At 59.4% G+C, this 19,756-nt stretch carries 14 protein-coding genes and 1 other RNA gene; 12 read left to right on the forward strand and 3 right to left on the reverse strand.

Translation table 11 applies throughout. The features are described 5' to 3' along the window. Positions 1 to 35: 35 nt before the first annotated feature. The 6 genes from FHW68_RS04715 (at position 36) to ffs (ending at position 9,587) form a co-directional block, all read left to right on the forward strand. Entirely contained in the window at positions 36 to 695 is a 660-nt protein-coding gene (locus tag FHW68_RS04715; protein ID WP_095634271.1) for a GntR family transcriptional regulator, read from the forward strand. Positions 696 to 697: 2 nt separating this feature from the next. After that, complete coding sequence (gene smc, locus FHW68_RS04720; protein WP_095634270.1) at positions 698 to 4,186, forward strand: chromosome segregation protein SMC; 3,489 nt, start codon at positions 698 to 700, stop codon at positions 4,184 to 4,186. Between the two features lie 302 nt (positions 4,187 to 4,488). Next, a complete protein-coding gene (zipA, locus tag FHW68_RS04725) occupies positions 4,489 to 5,340 on the forward strand; it encodes a cell division protein ZipA (RefSeq protein ID WP_183679092.1) in 852 nt (283 codons plus the stop codon). A gap of 156 nt (positions 5,341 to 5,496) precedes the next feature. Continuing rightward, on the forward strand, positions 5,497 to 7,854 hold the full coding sequence (ligA, locus tag FHW68_RS04730) for an NAD-dependent DNA ligase LigA (RefSeq protein WP_183679094.1): 2,358 nt from the start codon (positions 5,497 to 5,499) through the stop codon (positions 7,852 to 7,854). A gap of 186 nt (positions 7,855 to 8,040) precedes the next feature. Continuing rightward, positions 8,041 to 9,204 carry a putative zinc-binding metallopeptidase gene (locus FHW68_RS04735; protein WP_183679096.1) on the forward strand — a complete coding sequence of 388 codons (1,164 nt, stop codon included), beginning with the start codon at positions 8,041 to 8,043 and terminating at the stop codon, positions 9,202 to 9,204. A gap of 286 nt (positions 9,205 to 9,490) precedes the next feature. After that, an RNA gene (gene ffs / locus FHW68_RS04740) (signal recognition particle sRNA small type) lies at positions 9,491 to 9,587 on the forward strand. 182 nt (positions 9,588 to 9,769) lie between these two features. Here ffs and FHW68_RS04745 read toward each other — a convergent pair. Continuing rightward, positions 9,770 to 10,084 (reverse strand): helix-turn-helix domain-containing protein, encoded by a 315-nt coding sequence (locus FHW68_RS04745; protein WP_007933342.1) that lies wholly within the window; start codon positions 10,082 to 10,084, stop codon positions 9,770 to 9,772. A 418-nt stretch (positions 10,085 to 10,502) separates the two neighbouring features. Between FHW68_RS04745 and FHW68_RS04750 the strand changes: the two genes are divergently transcribed. The 6 genes from FHW68_RS04750 (at position 10,503) to FHW68_RS04775 (ending at position 18,223) form a co-directional block, all read left to right on the forward strand. Then, the gene (locus FHW68_RS04750; RefSeq protein WP_183679098.1) at positions 10,503 to 12,203 is read left to right on the forward strand and encodes a bifunctional diguanylate cyclase/phosphodiesterase; all 1,701 of its coding nucleotides are present in this window, start codon (positions 10,503 to 10,505) and stop codon (positions 12,201 to 12,203) included. Positions 12,204 to 12,426: 223 nt separating this feature from the next. Further along, a complete protein-coding gene (gene dnaX / locus FHW68_RS04755) occupies positions 12,427 to 14,526 on the forward strand; it encodes a DNA polymerase III subunit gamma/tau (protein WP_183679100.1) in 2,100 nt (699 codons plus the stop codon). 67 nt (positions 14,527 to 14,593) lie between these two features. After that, the gene (locus tag FHW68_RS04760; RefSeq protein WP_007905413.1) at positions 14,594 to 14,932 is read left to right on the forward strand and encodes a YbaB/EbfC family nucleoid-associated protein; all 339 of its coding nucleotides are present in this window, start codon (positions 14,594 to 14,596) and stop codon (positions 14,930 to 14,932) included. A gap of 243 nt (positions 14,933 to 15,175) precedes the next feature. Continuing rightward, the gene (locus FHW68_RS04765; protein WP_183679102.1) at positions 15,176 to 16,210 is read left to right on the forward strand and encodes an NADP-dependent oxidoreductase; all 1,035 of its coding nucleotides are present in this window, start codon (positions 15,176 to 15,178) and stop codon (positions 16,208 to 16,210) included. A gap of 65 nt (positions 16,211 to 16,275) precedes the next feature. Then, positions 16,276 to 16,878, forward strand: coding sequence for a recombination mediator RecR (gene recR / locus FHW68_RS04770; protein WP_095634263.1), 603 nt, complete (start codon positions 16,276 to 16,278; stop codon positions 16,876 to 16,878). A gap of 196 nt (positions 16,879 to 17,074) precedes the next feature. Next, entirely contained in the window at positions 17,075 to 18,223 is a 1,149-nt protein-coding gene (locus tag FHW68_RS04775; protein WP_183679104.1) for an acyl-CoA dehydrogenase family protein, read from the forward strand. Positions 18,224 to 18,358: 135 nt separating this feature from the next. On the opposite strand, the gene FHW68_RS04780 is transcribed toward FHW68_RS04775, so the two are convergent. Together FHW68_RS04780 and fnr are read right to left on the reverse strand one after the other, a co-directional pair. Next, positions 18,359 to 18,907 (reverse strand): adenine phosphoribosyltransferase, encoded by a 549-nt coding sequence (locus FHW68_RS04780; protein WP_183679107.1) that lies wholly within the window; start codon positions 18,905 to 18,907, stop codon positions 18,359 to 18,361. Positions 18,908 to 18,998: 91 nt separating this feature from the next. Next, complete coding sequence (fnr, locus tag FHW68_RS04785; RefSeq protein ID WP_095634260.1) at positions 18,999 to 19,733, reverse strand: fumarate/nitrate reduction transcriptional regulator Fnr; 735 nt, start codon at positions 19,731 to 19,733, stop codon at positions 18,999 to 19,001. Positions 19,734 to 19,756 lie beyond the last annotated feature (23 nt).

Genomic DNA, 19,756 nt, shown 5'->3' on the forward strand with positions numbered 1-19,756 from the left:
CCGCTTGTGCAGATCGAAGAGTTTGAAGGACAACCATGACGTTCAAGGCGCCGGACAGCCTCGCCGAGCAAATCGCTCACCACCTCGCCGAACGTATCATTCACGGCGAAATGAAGCCGGGGGAGCGCATCCAGGAACAGAAGGTCACGCTGGCCCTCAATGTCAGCCGCGGTTCAGTCCGTGAAGCCTTGCTGATCCTTGAGCGCCGCCACCTGATCGCGATTTTGCCGCGACGTGGCGCCCACGTGACCGAACTGACGGCGCACAAGGTGCAGAGCCTGTGCACGCTGATGAGCGAGTTGTACATTCTGCTCGGCAATGCCGTGGCCAGCGGCTGGCACGTCCAGGCCGACATGGCGCCGTTCCTGGAGATCCAGCAGCGCCTGACCGCCAGCTACGAACGCCAGGACATCCGCACGTTCGTCGACGACAGCTTCAGCGTGATGCGCGCCGCCTATCCGTTCGCCAACAACCCGTACTTGCAGGAAACCGTCGAGAATCTGCAGCCGGCCATGAGCCGCGCCTATTTTCTGGCACTGGATCAGCGCAAGGCCTCGATGAGCGAGTTCCTCGAGCTGTTCGAACGTTTGCTCGCTGCCGTGCTGGCTCGTGACCTTCCTCAGATCCGCGTGGTGCTGACGGCGTATGCCCAGCGCAGTTGCGATCTGGTGATTTCTGCCCTGACGGTCGCTTAAGCGTGCGGCTCAAGTGCATCAAGTTGGCGGGGTTCAAATCCTTCGTCGACCCGACCACGGTGAACTTCCCCAGTAACATGGCGGCTGTGGTCGGGCCCAATGGCTGCGGCAAGTCGAACATCATCGATGCCGTGCGTTGGGTGATGGGCGAGAGCTCGGCCAAGAACCTGCGCGGCGAATCGATGACCGACGTCATCTTCAATGGCTCGACCAGCCGTAAACCGGTAAGCCAGGCCAGCATCGAGCTGGTATTCGATAATTCCGACGGCACGCTGCTCGGCGAGTGGGCGGCCTATGCGGAAATTTCCATTCGCCGTAAAGTGACCCGCGACAGCCAGACCACTTACTACCTTAACGGCGCCAAATGCCGCCGCCGTGATATCACCGATATCTTCCTCGGCACCGGTCTTGGCCCGCGCAGCTACTCGATCATCGAACAGGGCATGATCTCCAAGCTGATCGAGTCCAAGCCCGAAGACTTGCGCAATTTCATCGAAGAAGCCGCTGGTATTTCCAAATACAAGGAACGTCGGCGCGAGACCGAAAACCGTATCCGCCGCACCCACGAAAACCTTGCTCGCCTGACCGACCTGCGCGAAGAACTCGAACGTCAGCTGGAGCGTTTGCACCGCCAGGCCGAGGCCGCCAAGAAATATCAGGAATACAAGGGCGAGGAGCGTCAGCTCAAGGCCCAGCTGTCAGCCTTGCGCTGGCAGGCGTTGAACGAACAGGTCGGCCAGCGCGAAGCGATCATCGGCACTCAGGAAGTCACCTTCGAAGCCTTGGTGGCCGAGCAGCGCAATGCCGACGCGGCCATTGAACGCCTGCGCGACGGTCATCATGATTTGTCCGAACGCTTCAATCTGGTGCAGGGACGTTTCTATTCGGTCGGCGGTGATATCGCCCGGGTCGAGCAGAGCATCCAGCACGGTCAACAACGTTTGCGTCAGCTACAAGACGACCTGAAAGAAGCCGAGCGCGCGCGACTGGAAACCGAGTCCCACCTGGGCCATGACCGCACCTTGCTGCTGACCTTGGGCGAAGAGCTGGACATGCTCACCCCGGAACAGGAAGTCACCAGCGCCGCCGCCGAAGAAGCCGCTGCCGCACTGGAAGAATCCGAAACCACCATGCACGGCTGGCAGGAGCAGTGGGACGCCTTCAACCTCACCGCCGCCGAGCCACGCCGTCAGGCCGAAGTTCAGCAGTCGCGGATCCAGCAGCTGGAAACCAGCCTGGAACGCCTGGCCGATCGTCAGAAGCGCCTTGGCGAAGAGCGTGCGTTGCTCTCGGCGGATCCGGAAGACGCGGCGATCATGGAACTCAGCGAGCAGTTGGCTGCGTCCGAGGCCACGCTCGAAGACTTGCAGGCCAGCGAAGAAGCTCAGGTCGAACGCCTCGAGCAACTGCGTCAGGAGTTGCAGCAAGCGCTTTCGGCGCAGCAGCAAGCCCAAGGGGATTTGCAGCGGCTCAACGGTCGACTGGCGTCGCTGGAAGCCTTGCAGCAAGCCGCGCTCGATCCCGGCACCGGCACTGCGCAATGGCTGCGCGAACAGCATCTGGCGGATCGCCCGCGTCTGGCCGAAGGCCTTAAGGTCGAGGCCGGATGGGAGCTGGCGGTGGAAACCGTGCTCGGTGCCGACCTGCAAGCGGTGCTGGTGGATGACTTCGGTGATTTCGATCTGGCAGGCTTTGCCCAAGGCGATTTGCGCTTGCTCAGCCCGGCCAGCGATGGCGTGCGCATGCCCGGCAGTTTGCTCGACAAGGTCGAGGCGCAGATAGATTTGTCGCCATGGCTGGGGCAGGTCAAACCGGTCGACAGCCTTGAACAGGCCTTGGCCTTGCGCGGGCAATTGGCCGCCGGCCAAAGCCTGATCAGCCGCGACGGTTACTGGGTCGGCCGACACTTTTTGCGTGTGCGCCGGGCCAGCGAAGCCGAAAGCGGTGTGCTCGCCCGGGGCCAGGAAATCCAACGGTTGGGCCTTGAACGCGAAGAGCGCGAAGCCACCGTCGAAACCCTGGAAACCCGACTTCAGAATCTCAGGGCGCAACAGCGTCAGCAGGAAAACGGTCGCGAACATTTGCGCCGTCTGCTACAAGACGAAGCCCGTCAGCAAGGCGAATTAAAAGCCCAGCTGTCCGCCGGCAAAGCCAAGATCGAGCAATTGACGTTGCGCCGTACCCGTCTCGATGAAGAACTCACCGAGTTGAGTGAACAGCGCGCCCTGGAACACGAAAACATCGGCGAAGCGCGCCTGCAATTGCAGGAAGCCCTCGACAGCATGGCGCTGGATACCGAGCAGCGTGAATTGCTGTTGGCCCAGCGCGACAGCCTGCGCGAGCGCCTCGATCGGGTGCGTCAGGAAGCCCGGCAGCATAAGGATCATGCGCATCAATTGGCGGTACGCCTCGGTTCGCTGAGGGCGCAATACGATTCCACTCGCCAGGCCCTAGAACGGCTGGAGATGCAGTCCGAGCGTCTGACCGAGAAGCGCGAACAATTGAGCCTCAACCTCGAAGAGGGTGAGGCGCCGCTGGAAGAACTGCGGCTGAAACTCGAAGAACTGCTCGACAAGCGCATGACGGTTGACGAAGAACTCAAGACCGCGCAAATGGCCATGGAAGATGCCGACCGCGAATTGCGTGACGCCGAAAAACGTCGCAATCAGGCCGAGCAGCAATCCCAGTTGATTCGCAGCCAGCTCGAGCAGCAGCGTATGGAATGGCAAGCGCTGACGGTACGACGCAAGACTTTGCAGGATCAACTGCTCGAAGACGGTTACGACCTCAACGGCGTGCTCGCCACGCTGCTGGCCGGGGCCAACGAGAAAGAGGCCGAAGAAGAACTCGAGCGCATTGCTGCGCGGATTCAGCGCCTGGGCGCGATCAACCTCGCAGCCATCGACGAATACCAGCAACAATCCGAGCGAAAGCGTTATCTGGATGCCCAGAATGATGATTTGGTGGAAGCGCTGGACACGCTCGAAAACGTCATTCGCAAGATCGACAAGGAAACCCGAAACCGCTTCAAAGATACCTTTGATCAGATCAATGGCGGTTTACAGGCCCTTTTCCCAAAAGTTTTCGGTGGAGGACGCGCGTATTTGGAACTGACGGGCGAAGATCTACTCGATACAGGGGTAACGATCATGGCGCAGCCGCCAGGAAAGAAGAACAGCACCATCCATTTGCTCTCCGGTGGCGAAAAAGCCCTGACCGCATTGGCCCTGGTATTTGCCATCTTCAAGTTGAATCCGGCGCCGTTCTGCATGCTCGATGAGGTTGACGCGCCATTGGATGACGCTAACGTTGGACGCTACGCACGGCTGGTCAAGGAAATGTCGCAGACGGTGCAGTTCATCTACATCACCCACAACAAGATCGCCATGGAAATGGCCGATCAATTGATGGGGGTGACGATGCATGAGCCCGGTTGTTCGCGTCTGGTGGCAGTGGATGTGGAGGAGGCGATGGCCATGGTGGACGCCTAGCGGCACGGCCCCAAACTACAAGCCTTAAGCTGCAAGGGACAGCTTGAGGCTTGAAGCTTGCGACGGGCAGCTTGAGCGGCGCATGCATTGACTGATGAATGAAGATGGCAAATCGACACAATTTGCTCAGCGATTTTGAGAGACGGTGTAAAGTTGCCTTTGGTCGTGCTAGTTTAATGTCAATTTTTCGTATACGTGGGCAAAACGCCTGTCAGAACATAGAGTTGGCGCCACGTTTTAAAGCGGTTTGCACAATGTAAACCCCTTATTTTTCAGCATTTTTTATAGAGGCACGGGATTACATGGAAATCGGTCTGCGCGAGTGGCTGATCGTCATCGGCATTATTGTCATTGCCGGTATTCTTTTCGATGGCTGGCGTCGCATGCGCGGCGGCAAGGGAAAACTGAAATTCCGTCTTGACCGAAATTTGTCCAATTTGCCGGATGAGGACACCAGCGCCGAGCTGTTGGGCCCGCCCCGCGTACTGGATACCCATAAAGAACCGCAACTGGACGAGCATGACCTGCCGTCGGTGAGCATGCCTGCCCGTGAACCTCGCGAGTCAGGTTCCAAGCGTGGCAAGCGTGGCCATGGCGAGCCGTCGCAAGGCGACTTGAACCTCAACCTGGATCTGGACGGCGGCCCGAGCTTCAACAGCCGTGACAACGATTTCCCGGATGACACCAAGCCTGCCAGCTCGGCCGAGAAAGATCAGCCGCAAGCCGAAGAAGTACTGGTGATCAGCGTGATCTGCCGCGACCCGGCCGGCTTCAAGGGCCCGGCGCTGTTGCAGAACATTCTGGAAAGCGGTCTGCGTTTCGGCGAAATGGACATTTTCCACCGTCACGAAAGCATGGCCGGTAACGGCGAAGTCCTGTTCTCCATGGCCAACGCGGTCAAGCCAGGTGTCTTCGATCTGGATGATATCGATCATTTCAGTACCCCGGCGGTGAGCTTCTTCCTTGGTCTGCCAGGTCCGCGTCATCCCAAGCAAGCTTTCGACGTGATGGTGGCTGCGGCCCGCAAACTGTCCCAGGAGCTGAACGGCGAACTGAAAGACGACCAGCGCAGCGTGCTGACCGCCCAAACGATTGAGCACTACCGTCAGCGCATCGTCGAGTTCGAGCGTCGCGCTTTGACCCAGAAGCGTTAAAGTCAAAAGATCGCAGCCTCGTTTCACTCGACAGCGCCTACAGAAAATCGCGAACCCTGTAGGCGCTGTCGAGTGAAACGAGGCTGCGATCTCTTGATCTTGATGAGATGAGATAGAGCAGCCTCGGCTGCTCTTTCGCTTTATGAGAGAACACCCATGACCTCCGCCAAAAACCGCATTCTAGAGCTGCGCGCCGAGCTCGATCAGCACAACTATCGTTACCACGTGCTGGATGAGCCCAGCATTCCGGATGCCGAATACGATCGCTTGTTTCACGAGCTCAAGGCCCTTGAAGCGGCCCATCCCGAATTGATCACCAGCGACTCGCCGACCCAGCGTGTCGGCAGCGCGGCGTTGTCGGCGTTCACCCAGGTGCGTCATGAAGTGCCGATGCTCAGCCTGGGCAACGCCTTCGAAGAAACTGACATGCGCGAATTCGATCGCCGAGTGACGGAAGGGCTGGACTTGCCGGTCGGCGATTTGTTCGACGGCGGCGCAGCGGTGGAGTACAGCTGCGAACCCAAGCTCGATGGCCTGGCGGTCAGTCTGCTCTATCAGGAAGGCGTGCTGGTGCGCGGCGCCACCCGCGGCGATGGCACCACCGGTGAAGACATCAGTGTCAATGTGCGTACCGTGCGCAATATCCCGCTCAAACTGCATGGCACTGGCTGGCCGGCGACCCTGGAAGTGCGGGGCGAAGTCTTCATGTCCAAGGCCGGTTTCGAGCGGCTCAACGCCACGCAACTGGAAGTCGGCGGCAAGACCTTCGCCAACCCGCGTAACGCGGCGGCGGGTAGTTTGCGGCAGCTGGATTCGAAGATCACCGCCAACCGTCCGCTGGAATTCTGCTGCTACGGCATCGGCCAGATTTCGGCGGACATTGCCGACACACACATTGGCAACCTGCAGCAACTCAAAGCCTGGGGCCTGCCGATCAGCCATGAGCTGAAACGGGCACACGGCATCCAGGAATGCCTGGATTACTACCGTGACATAGGCGAGCGTCGCAATGCGCTCCCATATGAAATTGACGGCGTGGTGTTCAAGGTCAACAGCATTGCGTCCCAGCGTGAACTGGGTTTCCGCGCTCGCGAACCGCGTTGGGCGATTGCCCACAAATTCCCGGCCATGGAAGAACTCACCGAGCTGCTTGATGTGGAATTCCAGGTCGGTCGCACCGGTGCCGTGACGCCGGTGGCACGCTTGAAACCGGTGAGGGTTGCGGGCGTCACCGTGGCCAATGCGACCTTGCACAACATGGATGAAGTGGCGCGACTGGGCCTGATGATCGGTGACACAGTGATCATTCGCCGTGCCGGTGATGTGATTCCGCAAGTGGTGCAAGTGGTCACCGAGCGTCGTCCGGAGCATGCCCGGCCAGTGCAGATTCCCCAGCAATGCCCGGTCTGCGGTTCCCATGTCGAGCGCACGCAACTGGTCAAGCGCAGCAAGGGCCGCGAGACCATCAGCGAAGGCGCGGTGTACCGCTGCGTCGGGCGTCTGGCCTGCGGAGCGCAGCTCAAGCAAGCGATCATTCACTTTGTGTCGCGCCGCGCCATGGACATCGAAGGGCTGGGCGAGAAGAGTGTCGAGCAACTGGTGGACGAGGGTCTGGTGAATTCGCCGGCTGACCTCTATGCCCTGACGTTCGAGCAGATCGTCGACCTGGAAGGCTTTGCCGAACTGTCGAGCAAGAACCTGCTCGGCGCCATCGAAAACAGCAAGCGGCCGAGTCTGGCGCGCTTCATCTACGCTTTGGGCATTCCCGATGTGGGCGAGGAGACGGCCAAGGTCCTGGCGCGTTCTCTCGGCTCGCTGGAGCGTGTTCAGCAGGCGTTGCCGCAGGTGCTCACGTACCTGCCGGATGTCGGGCTGGAAGTGGCTTACGAGATTCACAGTTTCTTTGAAGATGCGCACAACCGGCAGGTGATCGCGGATCTGCTCAAGCATGGCCTGCAGATTCAGGATCAGGGCGAGCTGGGTGCCGAATTTTCCGCCAGTACCACGTTGGGCGGCTTCCTCGATAAATTGCACATTCCATCGGTCGGGCCGGGCGGGGCGCAGAAGCTTGCGGACAAGTTCGGCTCGCTCGAAGCGGTGATGAATGCTGATTGGCTGGACATGCGCCAGGCACTGCCGGAAAAACAGGCGACATCGGTTCGCGAGTTCTTTGCGGGGACCGATAACCGTCAACTCGCCGAGGCGGCCGAAAGGCAACTGCGCGATTTCGGCATGCATTGGCAGAGTGAGAAGAAAGTCATCGAAGGGTTGCCGCTGGCGGGGCAGACCTGGGTGCTGACCGGCTCGCTGGAGCTGATGAGTCGCGATGTCGCCAAGGACAAACTTGAAAGCCTCGGTGCCAAGGTAGCCGGTTCCGTGTCGGCCAAGACCCATTGCGTGGTCGCCGGCCCGGGCGCGGGATCGAAGTTGGCCAAGGCCAATGAGCTGGGGGTGAAGGTGCTGGATGAAGAGGCGTTTGTGGCTCGCCTGAAGGAATACAACATCTCGATCTAGCGCGGGACCTGTGGCGAGGGGGCTTGCCCCCGTTCGGCGGCGAAGCCGTCGCAAAACCTGCTCATCGCGGTTGCTGGTTTTGGGGCTGCTACGCAGCCCAACGGGGGCAAGCCCCCTCGCCACAATGTGGGAACGATCACGGTACAAGAATGATCTAGTCTTGGCAGGCCCCAGGGAGAGATCGCCATGTACCGCTTCTTCGAACAGCTCAGTTCACGTATTGCCGCACCTTTCACGGGCGAACGTTCGCGCAACAGCAAGGTCTGGCATTGCCGCTGTGGGCAGTCGCTGTTCTTTCGCAACAGTCAGTGCCTGGCCTGTTCGGCGGCGCTGGGTTATCAGCCGCTGCAGAGTCGCTTGTCGTCGTTGCAGTCCGGTCCGCAAGCGGATACCTGGTTGCTCGACGCCGACCCCGAAGCCGGAGTGTTCCGCCGCTGCGCCAATCTTTATTCCCCAGCGGCGTGCAACTGGCTATTGCCGGCTAATGATCGCGATGGGTTGTGCATTGCCTGTAGCCTGAATCGCACCATTCCCGATCTGTCGATCCCCGAGAATCACCAGCGCTGGCACAAGGTGGAGATCGCAAAGCGTCGTCTGGTGGCGCAGTTGATCAGCCTGGGCCTGCCCGTCATTCCCAAATCCATGGACGAAGACATCGGTCTGGCCTTCGACTTCATCGGTATCGACCTCGAAGGCAAGCCGCCGACCACTGGGCATGCCAACGGTCTGATTACCCTCGATATCAAGGAAGCCGACGATGCCCATCGCGAGCAGATCCGCGTGAAGATGCATGAACCGTATCGCACGCTGCTCGGGCATTTCCGTCACGAGGTCGGGCATTATTACTGGGACCGCCTGGTCTCCAACAGTCATTGGCTGGAGCCGTTTCGGGACGTGTTCGGCGACGAACGAGCAAGCTATGCCGAAGCCCTTGAGCAGCATTATCAACAAGGCGCGCCACTCGACTGGCAGCACTGTTACGTCAGCGCCTATGCCACCATGCACCCTTGGGAAGACTGGGCCGAAACCTGGGCTCACTACCTGCACATGATGGATGCAGTGGACACTGCCCTGGGCTTTGGCATGAAAGCGCAGGAAATGGAGTTGGATTACCAGCCATTTCCGCCCAGCACGTTATACGACCCGCAACACCCCGGCGGCCCGGCGTTCCTGTCATTCGTCAACGCATGGATCGAGCTGGCCGGTATGCTCAACGAATTGTCACGCAGCATGGGCCAGCCGGATTTCTACCCGTTCGTCCTGCCGCCGGCGGTGATTGCCAAGCTGCACTTCATTCATCTGGTGATCCAGCAAGAGGGCGGCAGGGCGGACGAGGTGTTGGCGCAATAGAATCAAAAAGGTCGCAGCCTTGTAGCAGCTGGCGCAGCCTGCGTTCGGCTGCGCAGCAGTCGTAAACCCGGTGTTCGCGGCTTATCTGAAACCGGGCTGCCTGATTTCACGACGGCTTCGCCGCCGAACGCAGCCTCCGGCAGCTGCTACAGGTCGCGATCTTTAAAGGTCAGCGCATGTCCTTGAAGCCGCTCATGTTTTTTAATCTTCGCGAACGGTTGTAACTTCGTCTCAGATAGGTACAATGGCGCGGCTCGCCGTCAGGTGAGCGTCGTTATGGTGACCCCATCGGTCCCCCCGCAACGATTACCCGTGAACCTGGTCAGATCCGGAAGGAAGCAGCCACAGCGGGAACATTGTGTGCCGGGGTGAGGCTGGTGGGGTTGCCTCCATAACGCAGCACGAACCCTCTTTCGTGTTTTCTATCCAGATAATTCGGCTATTTCCCTGCCAAGGTGTTCATCCCGGGCGGTGTTTTATCGTTTCCGAATTAAAGCGCCGAATATAAAAAAGGAGGCCGATCTGTCGCGTTAGACAGATCGGCCTCCTTTTTCATTTACTGGCATCAAGGCTTGGACAAGGCCTGGTCAACCGCTGCGATCAGCTTTCCCAGATCCTTCGGGGTGGCTTTGTGTATGACGCTGAACAGGTACGCCCGCTGTTCATCTTCGTCGCCCAGATCTGCGAAAAAGGCTTTCAGCTTCACGCCCAGCACGTCGGCAAGCAGGAACAGTGCTTCCACGCTGGGGGTATAGGTGCCAGTTTCGAAGCGGCTGATGGTTTTGGGGTCAAAACCGGTTTTTTCGCCGAGTTCAGCCTGAGTAAGCCCTGCGACCTTGCGGTAGCGTCGGATGGCTGGACCCAAACTTGAAATTTGCATCGCTCAATTCCCATTTAGAATCAAGAACTTAACGATAGATTTTTGCATTAGGCAACCGCATGATCCATCACCTTGCTTTGCAAAATGTGATGCATTTCGTAGAATCGCCGCTTCGAAAGGTTTTTTGGTGATCTGCTCTCTGAAGTTTAGGCGATATGAAACAGCCGGCATTACGTTCCTTGCCGGGTTTGCGCGCAGGTCGCTGACGGTCTGAATCCTCGCGAAAATGTTACCAGAGTCGGTGTTGCAACCTTGCCCGAGGCCTTTGAGCCTAGTTGAACTTCGGGGAGGCCGGAGGGCCGTCAAATGTTGTTCATGGAGTGATAACGTGTCTCTGCGCAGTACGTCTCAAAACACCTCTTCCGGGCATCTTGCGCTGGTCGAGCGGTACCACCGCTAGCGACAGTGAGCCTGACTCATGGATGAGAAATACCGCAGGGCTGTGGATGCCGCCGCGATTTTTTCCGAGACCGATCTCAACGGCCGGATTACCTACGTCAACGATCAATTCTGCGCCGTGTCCGGCTACAGCCGCGAAGAACTGCTGGGGCAGAACCATCGGTTGCTGAACTCCGGCTTGCACTCCGCCGATTTTTTCGCCGCCATGTGGGGCACCATCGCCCTGGGCAATATCTGGAAGGGCGAGATCTGTAATCGCGCCAAGGATGGCAGCCTGTATTGGGTCGACAGCACCATGGTGCCGGTGCTTGATGATGCCACCGGGCGTGTTCATCGATACCTGTCGATTCGTTTCGATATCAGTGAAAAACGCCAGCTGCTGCAATCTCTGCAATGGCGGGTCGGCCATGACGTGCTGACCGGGCTACCCAACCGCGCATTCCTGTCGGATTTGCTGGATCAGGCGCTGGAATTCTCCCGGCAAGAAAACATTCCGTTGGCGGTGTGCATGCTTGACCTCGATGGGTTCAAGGCGGTCAACGACGGTTACGGTCACGCCAGTGGCGATATGTTGCTGGTGGAAGTGGCCAAGCGTTTGCGCAACATTGTGCGCGGCGAAGATGTCGTGGCGCGACTGGCCGGGGACGAGTTCGTGCTGGTGTTGCGTTATGTGCGTGACCTGCCGGAATTGCGCGCGGCGCTGAATCGCGTGTTGGGGGCGATTTCGGCGCCTTACACGCTGCATGGCAAAGGCATCAACGTGTTCGCCAGTGTCGGCGCTACCCTGTTTCCCCATGACAACGAAGATGCCGAAACCCTGCTGCGCCACGCTGATCAGGCGATGTATGTGGCCAAGCAGCGCGGGCGAAACCGCTTTCATCTGTTCGATGTTTCGCGGGATCAGGAGGTCAAGGCCACTCACCAGACTGTCGAGCGGGTGCGTCAGGCGCTGCTGGCCGGTGAACTACGCCTGCATTTTCAGCCCAAGGTGAACATGCGCCGTGGCGTGGTCGTGGGGTTCGAGGCGTTGTTGCGTTGGCAGCATCCACAAAACGGCATAGTGCCCCCTCGGGAGTTTTTGCCGTTGGTGGAAGACACCGACCTGATCATCGATATCGGTGAGTGGGTGATGGATCAGGTTCTGGCGCAATTGCACCGTTGGCAGCAACTGGGGCAGGGCTGGCCGGTCAGTATCAATATCGCGGCGCGACATTTTCAGCGCGCCGATTTCGTCGAACGGCTCAGGCAGGTACTCGCTCGACATGCCCAGGTCGCCCCGCAAATGCTCGATCTGGAAATCGTCGAGTCGGTGGCGATCGAGAATATCCAGCATGTCAGTGCCTGTTTGCAGGCCTGTCAGGCGTTGGGAGTGCATTTTTCCCTGGGTGACTTCGGCACGGGTTACTCGTCCTTGAGTTACCTCAAGCGTTTACGCACCCAAACCATCAAGATCGATAAATCATTCGTGCGTGACATTCTGATTGATCATGACGACCTGGCCCTGACCACTGCGGTAATTGGCCTGGCCCGGGCGTTCGGTCGGCAGGTGATCGCCGAGGGCCTGGAAAGCGTCGAGCACGGTGAGTTGCTGCTGCGGTTGGGGTGCGAGGTCGCTCAAGGTTACTTCATCAGTCGGCCGATGCCGCCCGCGGAGGTGCCGGCCTGGGTGGCCGGGTTTATCGCTCCGTCGCAATGGCAGGCACTCGACCAGACAGCTTGAGCCATTGGCGCCCTGTAGCCGCTGGCGAAGCCTGCGTTCGGCGGCGCAGCCGTCGTAAAACCCCCAAGACAATACGCATAAATGCTCCGGTACGACTCAAACCTGAGCCAATAAACGCCCCTTAACGTGCAGCTTGGCCAGAATAGACGAGCGCATCGGATGCAATTTTGGCCTTGCTCCGCTAGCATTAGCCGCTTCTGTTCCTTCGTTGCGACGGTTTTCGATGAGTTATCAGGTTCTTGCACGTAAATGGCGTCCGCGCTCGTTCGGCGAAATGGTCGGCCAGACCCATGTGCTCAAGGCTCTGATCAATGCCTTGGACAGCCAGCGGCTGCACCACGCCTACCTGTTTACCGGTACCCGCGGGGTCGGCAAGACCACCATCGCGCGGATCATCGCCAAATGCCTGAACTGTGAAACAGGTATCACTTCGACCCCCTGCGGCGAGTGCTCGGTGTGCCGCGAAATCGATGAAGGCCGTTTCGTCGATTTGATCGAGATCGACGCCGCGAGCCGGACCAAGGTCGAAGACACCCGTGAGCTGCTCGACAACGTGCAGTACGCGCCAAGCCGCGGGCGCTTCAAGGTTTACCTGATCGACGAAGTGCACATGCTCTCCAGCCATTCCTTCAATGCGCTGTTGAAAACCCTTGAAGAGCCGCCGCCCTACGTCAAGTTCATCCTGGCCACCACCGACCCGCAGAAACTTCCGGCAACGATTCTTTCTCGGTGCCTGCAGTTCTCCCTGAAGAATATGACGCCGGAGCGGGTAGTCGAGCATTTGACCCACGTGCTGAGCGTCGAGAACGTGCCGTTCGAAGACGACGCACTGTGGTTGCTGGGCCGCGCCGCCGACGGTTCGATGCGCGACGCCATGAGCCTGACCGATCAGGCCATCGCTTTCGGTGAAGGCAAGGTCATGGCCGCCGACGTGCGCGCCATGCTCGGTACTCTCGATCACGGTCAGGTCTACGACGTTTTGCATGCGCTGATCGAAGGTGACGCCAAGGCATTGCTCGAAGCCGTGCGCCATCTGGCCGAACAAGGCCCGGACTGGAACGGCGTGCTCTCGGAAATTCTCAATGTGCTGCACCGTGTCGCCATCGCCCAGGCACTGCCTGAAGGCGTCGACAACGGCCATGGTGACCGTGATCGGGTGCTGGCGCTGGCCCAGGCGCTGCCGGCCGAAGATGTGCAGTTCTATTACCAGATGGGCCTGATCGGTCGGCGGGATTTGCCGCTGGCGCCGGACCCGCGCGGTGGCTTCGAAATGGTCCTGCTGCGCATGCTGGCGTTCCGGCCGGCAGACACCGCGGACGCACCGAGGCAACCGCTAAAGACAGTGGGGATCAGCCAGGCCACAGTTGATTCCGCAAACTCAGTGGCTGCCGCGCCGGTTGTTGCGCCGGTAGTCGCTGCGGCCGTTACACCGCCTCCGGTTGCGCCTGTGGTTGCACCAGCCCCTGTCCCGGTAGCTGCGCCTGAGCCGGTCGCACCCATGATTTCGCCTGAGCCCGAGCCTGAGCCTGTTATCGAAGCCGTAGCGGTCGAAGAGGTCGTCGATCTGCCGTGGAACGACCCGGTAGAGCCCGAAGTTGCCCAGCAGCCCGCCGTCGAGCCGGTGCTGGAAACGGCTGGCGAGCAACCCGAATTGCCACCGATGCCCATGCCGACGCCGGACAGTGTGGTGCCGGACGCACCAGAATGGGCCGCTGCGCCAATCCCGGAGCCGTCCGTTTCCCAGGTCGATGCCGCGACACCAGGCATGGATCAGGACGACGAGCCGCCGCTGGACGAAGATTACATCGAGCCAGACATGGATTCGGCCTATAGCTATCTCGACGAACTGGCCAGTGAGCATGCCGCCGAACCTGCGCCGGAGCCGGAGCCCGAGCCAGAACCGGCCGCGATGCCGGCCACCGGTGTTGCCCTGCAATGGCTGGAGATATTCCCGAAACTGCCGGTATCCGGCATGACCGCCAGCATCGCCGCCAACTGCACGCTGATCGCCGTCGATGGCGACCATTGGTTGTTGCACCTGGATCCGGCCCACAGCGCCTTGTTCAACGCAACACAACAACGTCGCCTCAACGATGCATTGAACCAGTTTCATGGGCGCACGTTGACCCTGAGCATGGAGCTGATCAAGCCCGAGCAGGAAACCCCGGCTCAGGCCTCGTCCCGTCGTCGTGCCAACCGTCAGCGTGAGGCTGAAGAATCGATCCACGGGGATCCGTTCATCCAGCAAATGATGCAGCAGTTCGGGGCGGTGGTCCGTCAGGATACTATTGAACCTGTCGAGGCTCTGGTCAGTCAGGGCTAATAACTGAAGGCGCCTGGCCATACTCGCCGGGCGCTGTTTTTATCCAAGTACTTTTGAGGTGATTCCCATGATGAAAGGTGGCATGGCCGGCCTGATGAAGCAGGCGCAGCAAATGCAGGAAAAAATGGCCAAGATGCAGGAAGAGCTGGCCAACGCCGAAGTCACCGGTAAAGCCGGTGGCGACATGGTCACCGTGGTGATGACCGGTCGTCATGACGTCAAGCGCGTTACCATCGACCCAAGCCTGGTCGAAGGCCTGAGCGAAGACGACAAGGAAATGCTGGAAGCGGTATTCGCCGCAGCCGTCAACGATGCCGTGCGCAAGATCGAAGCCAACAGCCAGGACAAAATGTCTGGCGTGACCGCTGGCATGCAATTGCCACCGGGTATGAAACTGCCATTCTGATTCGCCTGCGCGCGTCGCACGGGTTACAAAAAAATGCCAGGCATCGCGCCTGGCATTTTTGTTTCCGTCTGATGGAAGCCTTCGCGGGCAAGCCCGCTCCCACAGAAATCACCTGAACCTGCGGGGGCGTGGCTGTCCGCGATGAAGTCACCTCGGTACAACTGACGAAACTTCGAACCCGACAGCGCCACAAAGGTCTGCTCCCTATACAGCCGAAATTCATCGATCAAAGGAGACGTTCACATGCCGCAAGCATTGACCCTCAACCAGCGTATCGTTCTGGTGTCTCGCCCGGTGGGCGCGCCGACACCGGAGAATTTCCGCCTGGAACGGGTAGCGCTGCCAGACCTGGTTGACGGTCAAGTGCTGCTCAAGACGCTTTATCTGTCGCTGGATCCTTACATGCGTGGTCGTATGAGTGACGCGCCATCCTACGCGGCGCCAGTAGAAATCGACGAAGTGATGACCGGTGGCGCTGTCAGTCGTGTCGAACGTTCGCTGCATCCCAAATTCCATGAGGGTGATCTGGTAGTCGGCGTCACGGGGTGGCAGAGCCATAGCATCAGTGACGGGCGCAACATCATTCCGATCCCGTCCGGGCTGCAGAGTCCATCGATGGCCCTGGGTGTGCTGGGCATGCCCGGTATGACCGCCTACATGGGGTTGATGGACATCGGCCAGCCCAAGGAAGGCGAAACTCTGGTGGTGGCGGCTGCATCCGGCGCCGTGGGGTCGGTGGTTGGCCAAGTGGCAAAGATCAAAGGCCTGCGAGTGGTGGGTGTGGCGGGTGGCGCGGACAAATGCCGTTATGTGGTCGAGGAGCTGGGCTTCGATGCCTGCATCGATCACAAGCGTCCGGACTTCGCCCAGGAGTTGGCATCGGCCTGCTTCAAAGGTGTTGATATCTACTTTGAAAACGTTGGTGGCAAGGTATTCGATGCGGTGTTGCCGCTGCTCAATCCCAAGGCGCGGATTCCTCTTTGTGGTCTGATTGCGTCCTACAACGCCCATGAACCACCAAGTGGGCCGGATCGACTGCCACAATTGCAGCGCACACTGCTGACCAAACGGGTACGGATTCAGGGCTTCATAGTGTTTGACGACTACGGTGACCGTCAGCCGGAATTCATCAGCGCCATGGCGCCGTGGGTGCGTGATGGCAAGGTCAAATTCCGTGAGGACATGGTCGATGGCCTGGAGAAAGCGCCCCGGGCATTCATCGGTCTGCTGGAGGGGCGCAACTTTGGCAAACTGGTGGTGCGGGTTGCGCAAGACTGAATAATTGACGGTCATTCGAGGCGCGGGTATAAACCGCGTCTCGTTGTTATGTCGGACTTTTCCCCATGAGCTTCAGCCCTTTGATTCGCCAACTGATCGATGCCCTGCGAATTTTGCCGGGTGTGGGTCAGAAAACTGCCCAGCGCATGGCGTTGCAACTGCTTGAGCGTGATCGCAGCGGCGGTTCGCGACTGGCCCAGGCGCTGAGCCAGGCCATGGAAGGAGTGGGCCACTGCCGCTTGTGCCGCACGCTGACTGAAGACGATCTGTGCCCGCAATGCGCGGATCCACGCCGTGACGACACCTTGCTGTGCGTGGTGGAAGGTCCGATGGATGTTTATGCGGTGGAGCAGACCGGTTTTCGCGGTCGTTACTTCGTGCTCAAGGGCCATCTGTCGCCGCTCGACGGATTAGGGCCTGACGCCATCGGCATTCCACAATTGATGACGCGGATCGAAGAGGCGGGCACGTTCACTGAAGTCATTCTGGCGACCAACCCGACCGTGGAAGGTGAGGCGACAGCGCATTACATTGCCCAGTTGCTCAGCAACAAAGGCTTGATCGCCTCGCGCATCGCCCATGGCGTGCCATTGGGTGGCGAGCTGGAGTTGGTCGATGGCGGGACACTGGCGCATTCGTTTGCCGGGCGTAAGCCGATTACCTTGTAGCGTCTGAGCAGGCCCCTTCGCGGGCAAGCCTCGCTCCTACGGATATCGGTTGTTCGCGAATATTCGCACGACGCAAAACCGTAGGAGCGAGGCTTGCCCGCGAAGAATGCGCCTCGGTCCATCTGGTTCACACAACGCTATTGAAAACCAAGCAAGCGCTCGGTTAGCTTTGCTGAACCTTCAGTGGAGCTCGCCGATGCCTGCCTTTCAGGAATACTTCGACACCAGCCATCAATTGGTCCGCGACAGCGTCAGACGTTTCGTCGAGCGTGAAATTCTTCCCGACATCGACCAGTGGGAAGAAGCTGAAAGCTTTCCTCGCGAACTCTACCTGAAGGCTGGCGCGGCGGGGATTCTAGGCATCGGTTATCCCGAAGCCTTGGGCGGCAGTCACGAAGGCGATATGTTCGCCAAGATCGCTGCCAGTGAAGAGCTGATGCGCTGCGGTTCCGGTGGTCTGGTCGCAGGGCTGGGCTCGCTGGACATTGGTCTGCCGCCGATCCTCAAGTGGGCCAGGCCCGAAGTCCGCGATCGCGTTGTGCCTCAGGTGCTGGCGGGCGAGAAGATCAGCGCCCTGGCTGTCACCGAACCCAGCGGCGGCTCCGACGTCGCCAATCTGCAAACCCGCGCCGTGCGGGACGGCGACTTTTATCGAGTCAGCGGCAGTAAAACCTTCATTACCAGCGGCGTTCGTGCAGATTTCTATACCGTCGCGGTGCGCACCGGCGAGCCGGGTTTTGGCGGCATCAGTGTGTTGTTGATCGAGAAGGGCACACCCGGTTTTACCGTCGGTCGTCAGTTGAAGAAAATGGGCTGGTGGGCGTCGGACACCGCCGAACTGTTTTTTGATGATTGCCGGGTGCCGCTGGAGCATCTGATCGGTGCCGAGAACATGGGCTTCGCCTGCATCATGGGTAACTTTCAGAGCGAACGTCTGGCCCTGGCACTGATGGCCAACATGACTGCGCAGTTGGCGCTGGAGGAAAGCCTGAAATGGGCTCGCCAGCGTGAAGCCTTCGGCAAACCCATCGGCAAGTTCCAGGTGCTCAAGCACCGCCTCGCGGAAATGGCCACGGCGCTGGAGGTGTCGCGGGAGTTCACTTACCGCCAGGCAGCGAAAATCGCCGCGGGGCAGAGCGTGATCAAGGAGATTTCCATGGCCAAGAATTTTGCCACCGACACGGCTGATCGCATTACCAACGACGCCGTGCAGATTTTGGGTGGCCTGGGTTACATGCGTGACAGTCTGGTGGAACGGCTATATCGCGATAATCGGATTTTGTCGATTGGTGGGGGAACGCGGGAAGTGATGAACGAGATCATCAGTAAGCAGATGGGGCTCTAATCTGCGGTGTTGCGGCTGACGCCATCGCGGGCAAGCCCGCTCCCACAGGGATGGTCGTTAAATAAAAATCTTCTATACGACAACAATCACTGTGGGAGCGGGCTTGCCCGCGATGGCGTCGGTGCAGACGCTGGCTTACTTATCGCTTAATGCAAACTGCGTCAGACAGAAAGTAGGAATCCCCATGTCTTCCAGCCGCTGCGAGCCACCCAGCTCCGGCAAGTCAATGATTGCCGCCGCTTCATGCACCCGCGCGCCCATGCGCCGAATCAGGTTCGCCGCCGCGATCAGCGTGCCACCGGTAGCGATCAGGTCATCGAACATCACCACCGAATCACCCTCACACAGGCTGTCGGCGTGAACTTCGAGAAAGGCTTCGCCGTACTCGGTCTGATACCCCTCGGCCAATACCTCGGCCGGGAGTTTGCCCTGCTTGCGGAACAGCACCAGCGGTTTATTCAATTGATAGGCCAGGATTGAACCGATCAGGAAGCCACGGGCATCCATGGCGCCGATGTGGGTGAAGTCGGCTTCGACGTAACGATGGGCGAAGCTGTCCATCACCAGGCGCAGGGCCGTGGGTGACTGGAACAACGGAGTGATATCGCGAAAGATCACGCCCGGCTTGGGGAAGTCGATCACGGGGCGGATCAGGGATTTGATGTCGAAGGAGTCGAAGACCATCGTCGAAGTGTCCTGGCAGGCTGCAAACGTCGCAGTATAACGGCGGCTGAACCGTTTCGCTCAGCCGCCATCGCCATCGCCATCGCCAGCATCAGCCGTCGAGCGAGCCGCCGGCCAGGGCGCAGAGCTGAATCGGGTCGAGGATATGTATTTCCTTGCCTTCGGCAGCAATGAGTTCGTTTTGCTGGAAGCGGGTGAACACCCGCGACACGGTTTCCACCGCCAGTCCCAGGTAATTGCCGATTTCGTTGCGCGACATGCTCAACCGAAACTGGTTGGCTGAAAAGCCCCGGGCGCGGAAACGGGCCGACAGGTTGACCAGGAAGGTGGCAATGCGCTCATCGGCGGTTTTCTTGGACAGCAGCAACATCATTTGCTGATCGTCGCGAATCTCGCGGCTCATCACCCGCATCAACTGACGGCGCAGTTGGGGCAGTTGCAAGGCCAGTTCGTCGAGGCGATCGAAAGGAATTTCGCACACCGAAGTGGTTTCCAGGGCTTGCGCCGAGACCGGGTGCTTTTCAGTGTCCATGCCCGACAGACCGACCAATTCACTTGGTAAATGGAAGCCAGTGAGCTGCTCTTCGCCGCCATCGCTCAGGCTGAAAGTCTTCAGGGCGCCGGAGCGTACTGCATAAACGGAATCGAACGTCTCGCCTTGGCGAAAGAGGAACTCGCCTTTTTTCAGCGGTCGACCCCGTTTAACGATTTCGTCCAACGCATCCATGTCTTCCAGATTCAAAGAAAGTGGCAGGCAGAGCGGGGCCAGGCTGCAATCCTTGCAATGAGCCTGGTTATGGGCGCGCAGTTTTACTGGCTCGGACATTTCTTTAATCCTTGTGGGAAAAC

The organism is Pseudomonas sp. Tn43 (assembly GCF_014192635.1).
Lineage (GTDB): Bacteria > Pseudomonadota > Gammaproteobacteria > Pseudomonadales > Pseudomonadaceae > Aquipseudomonas.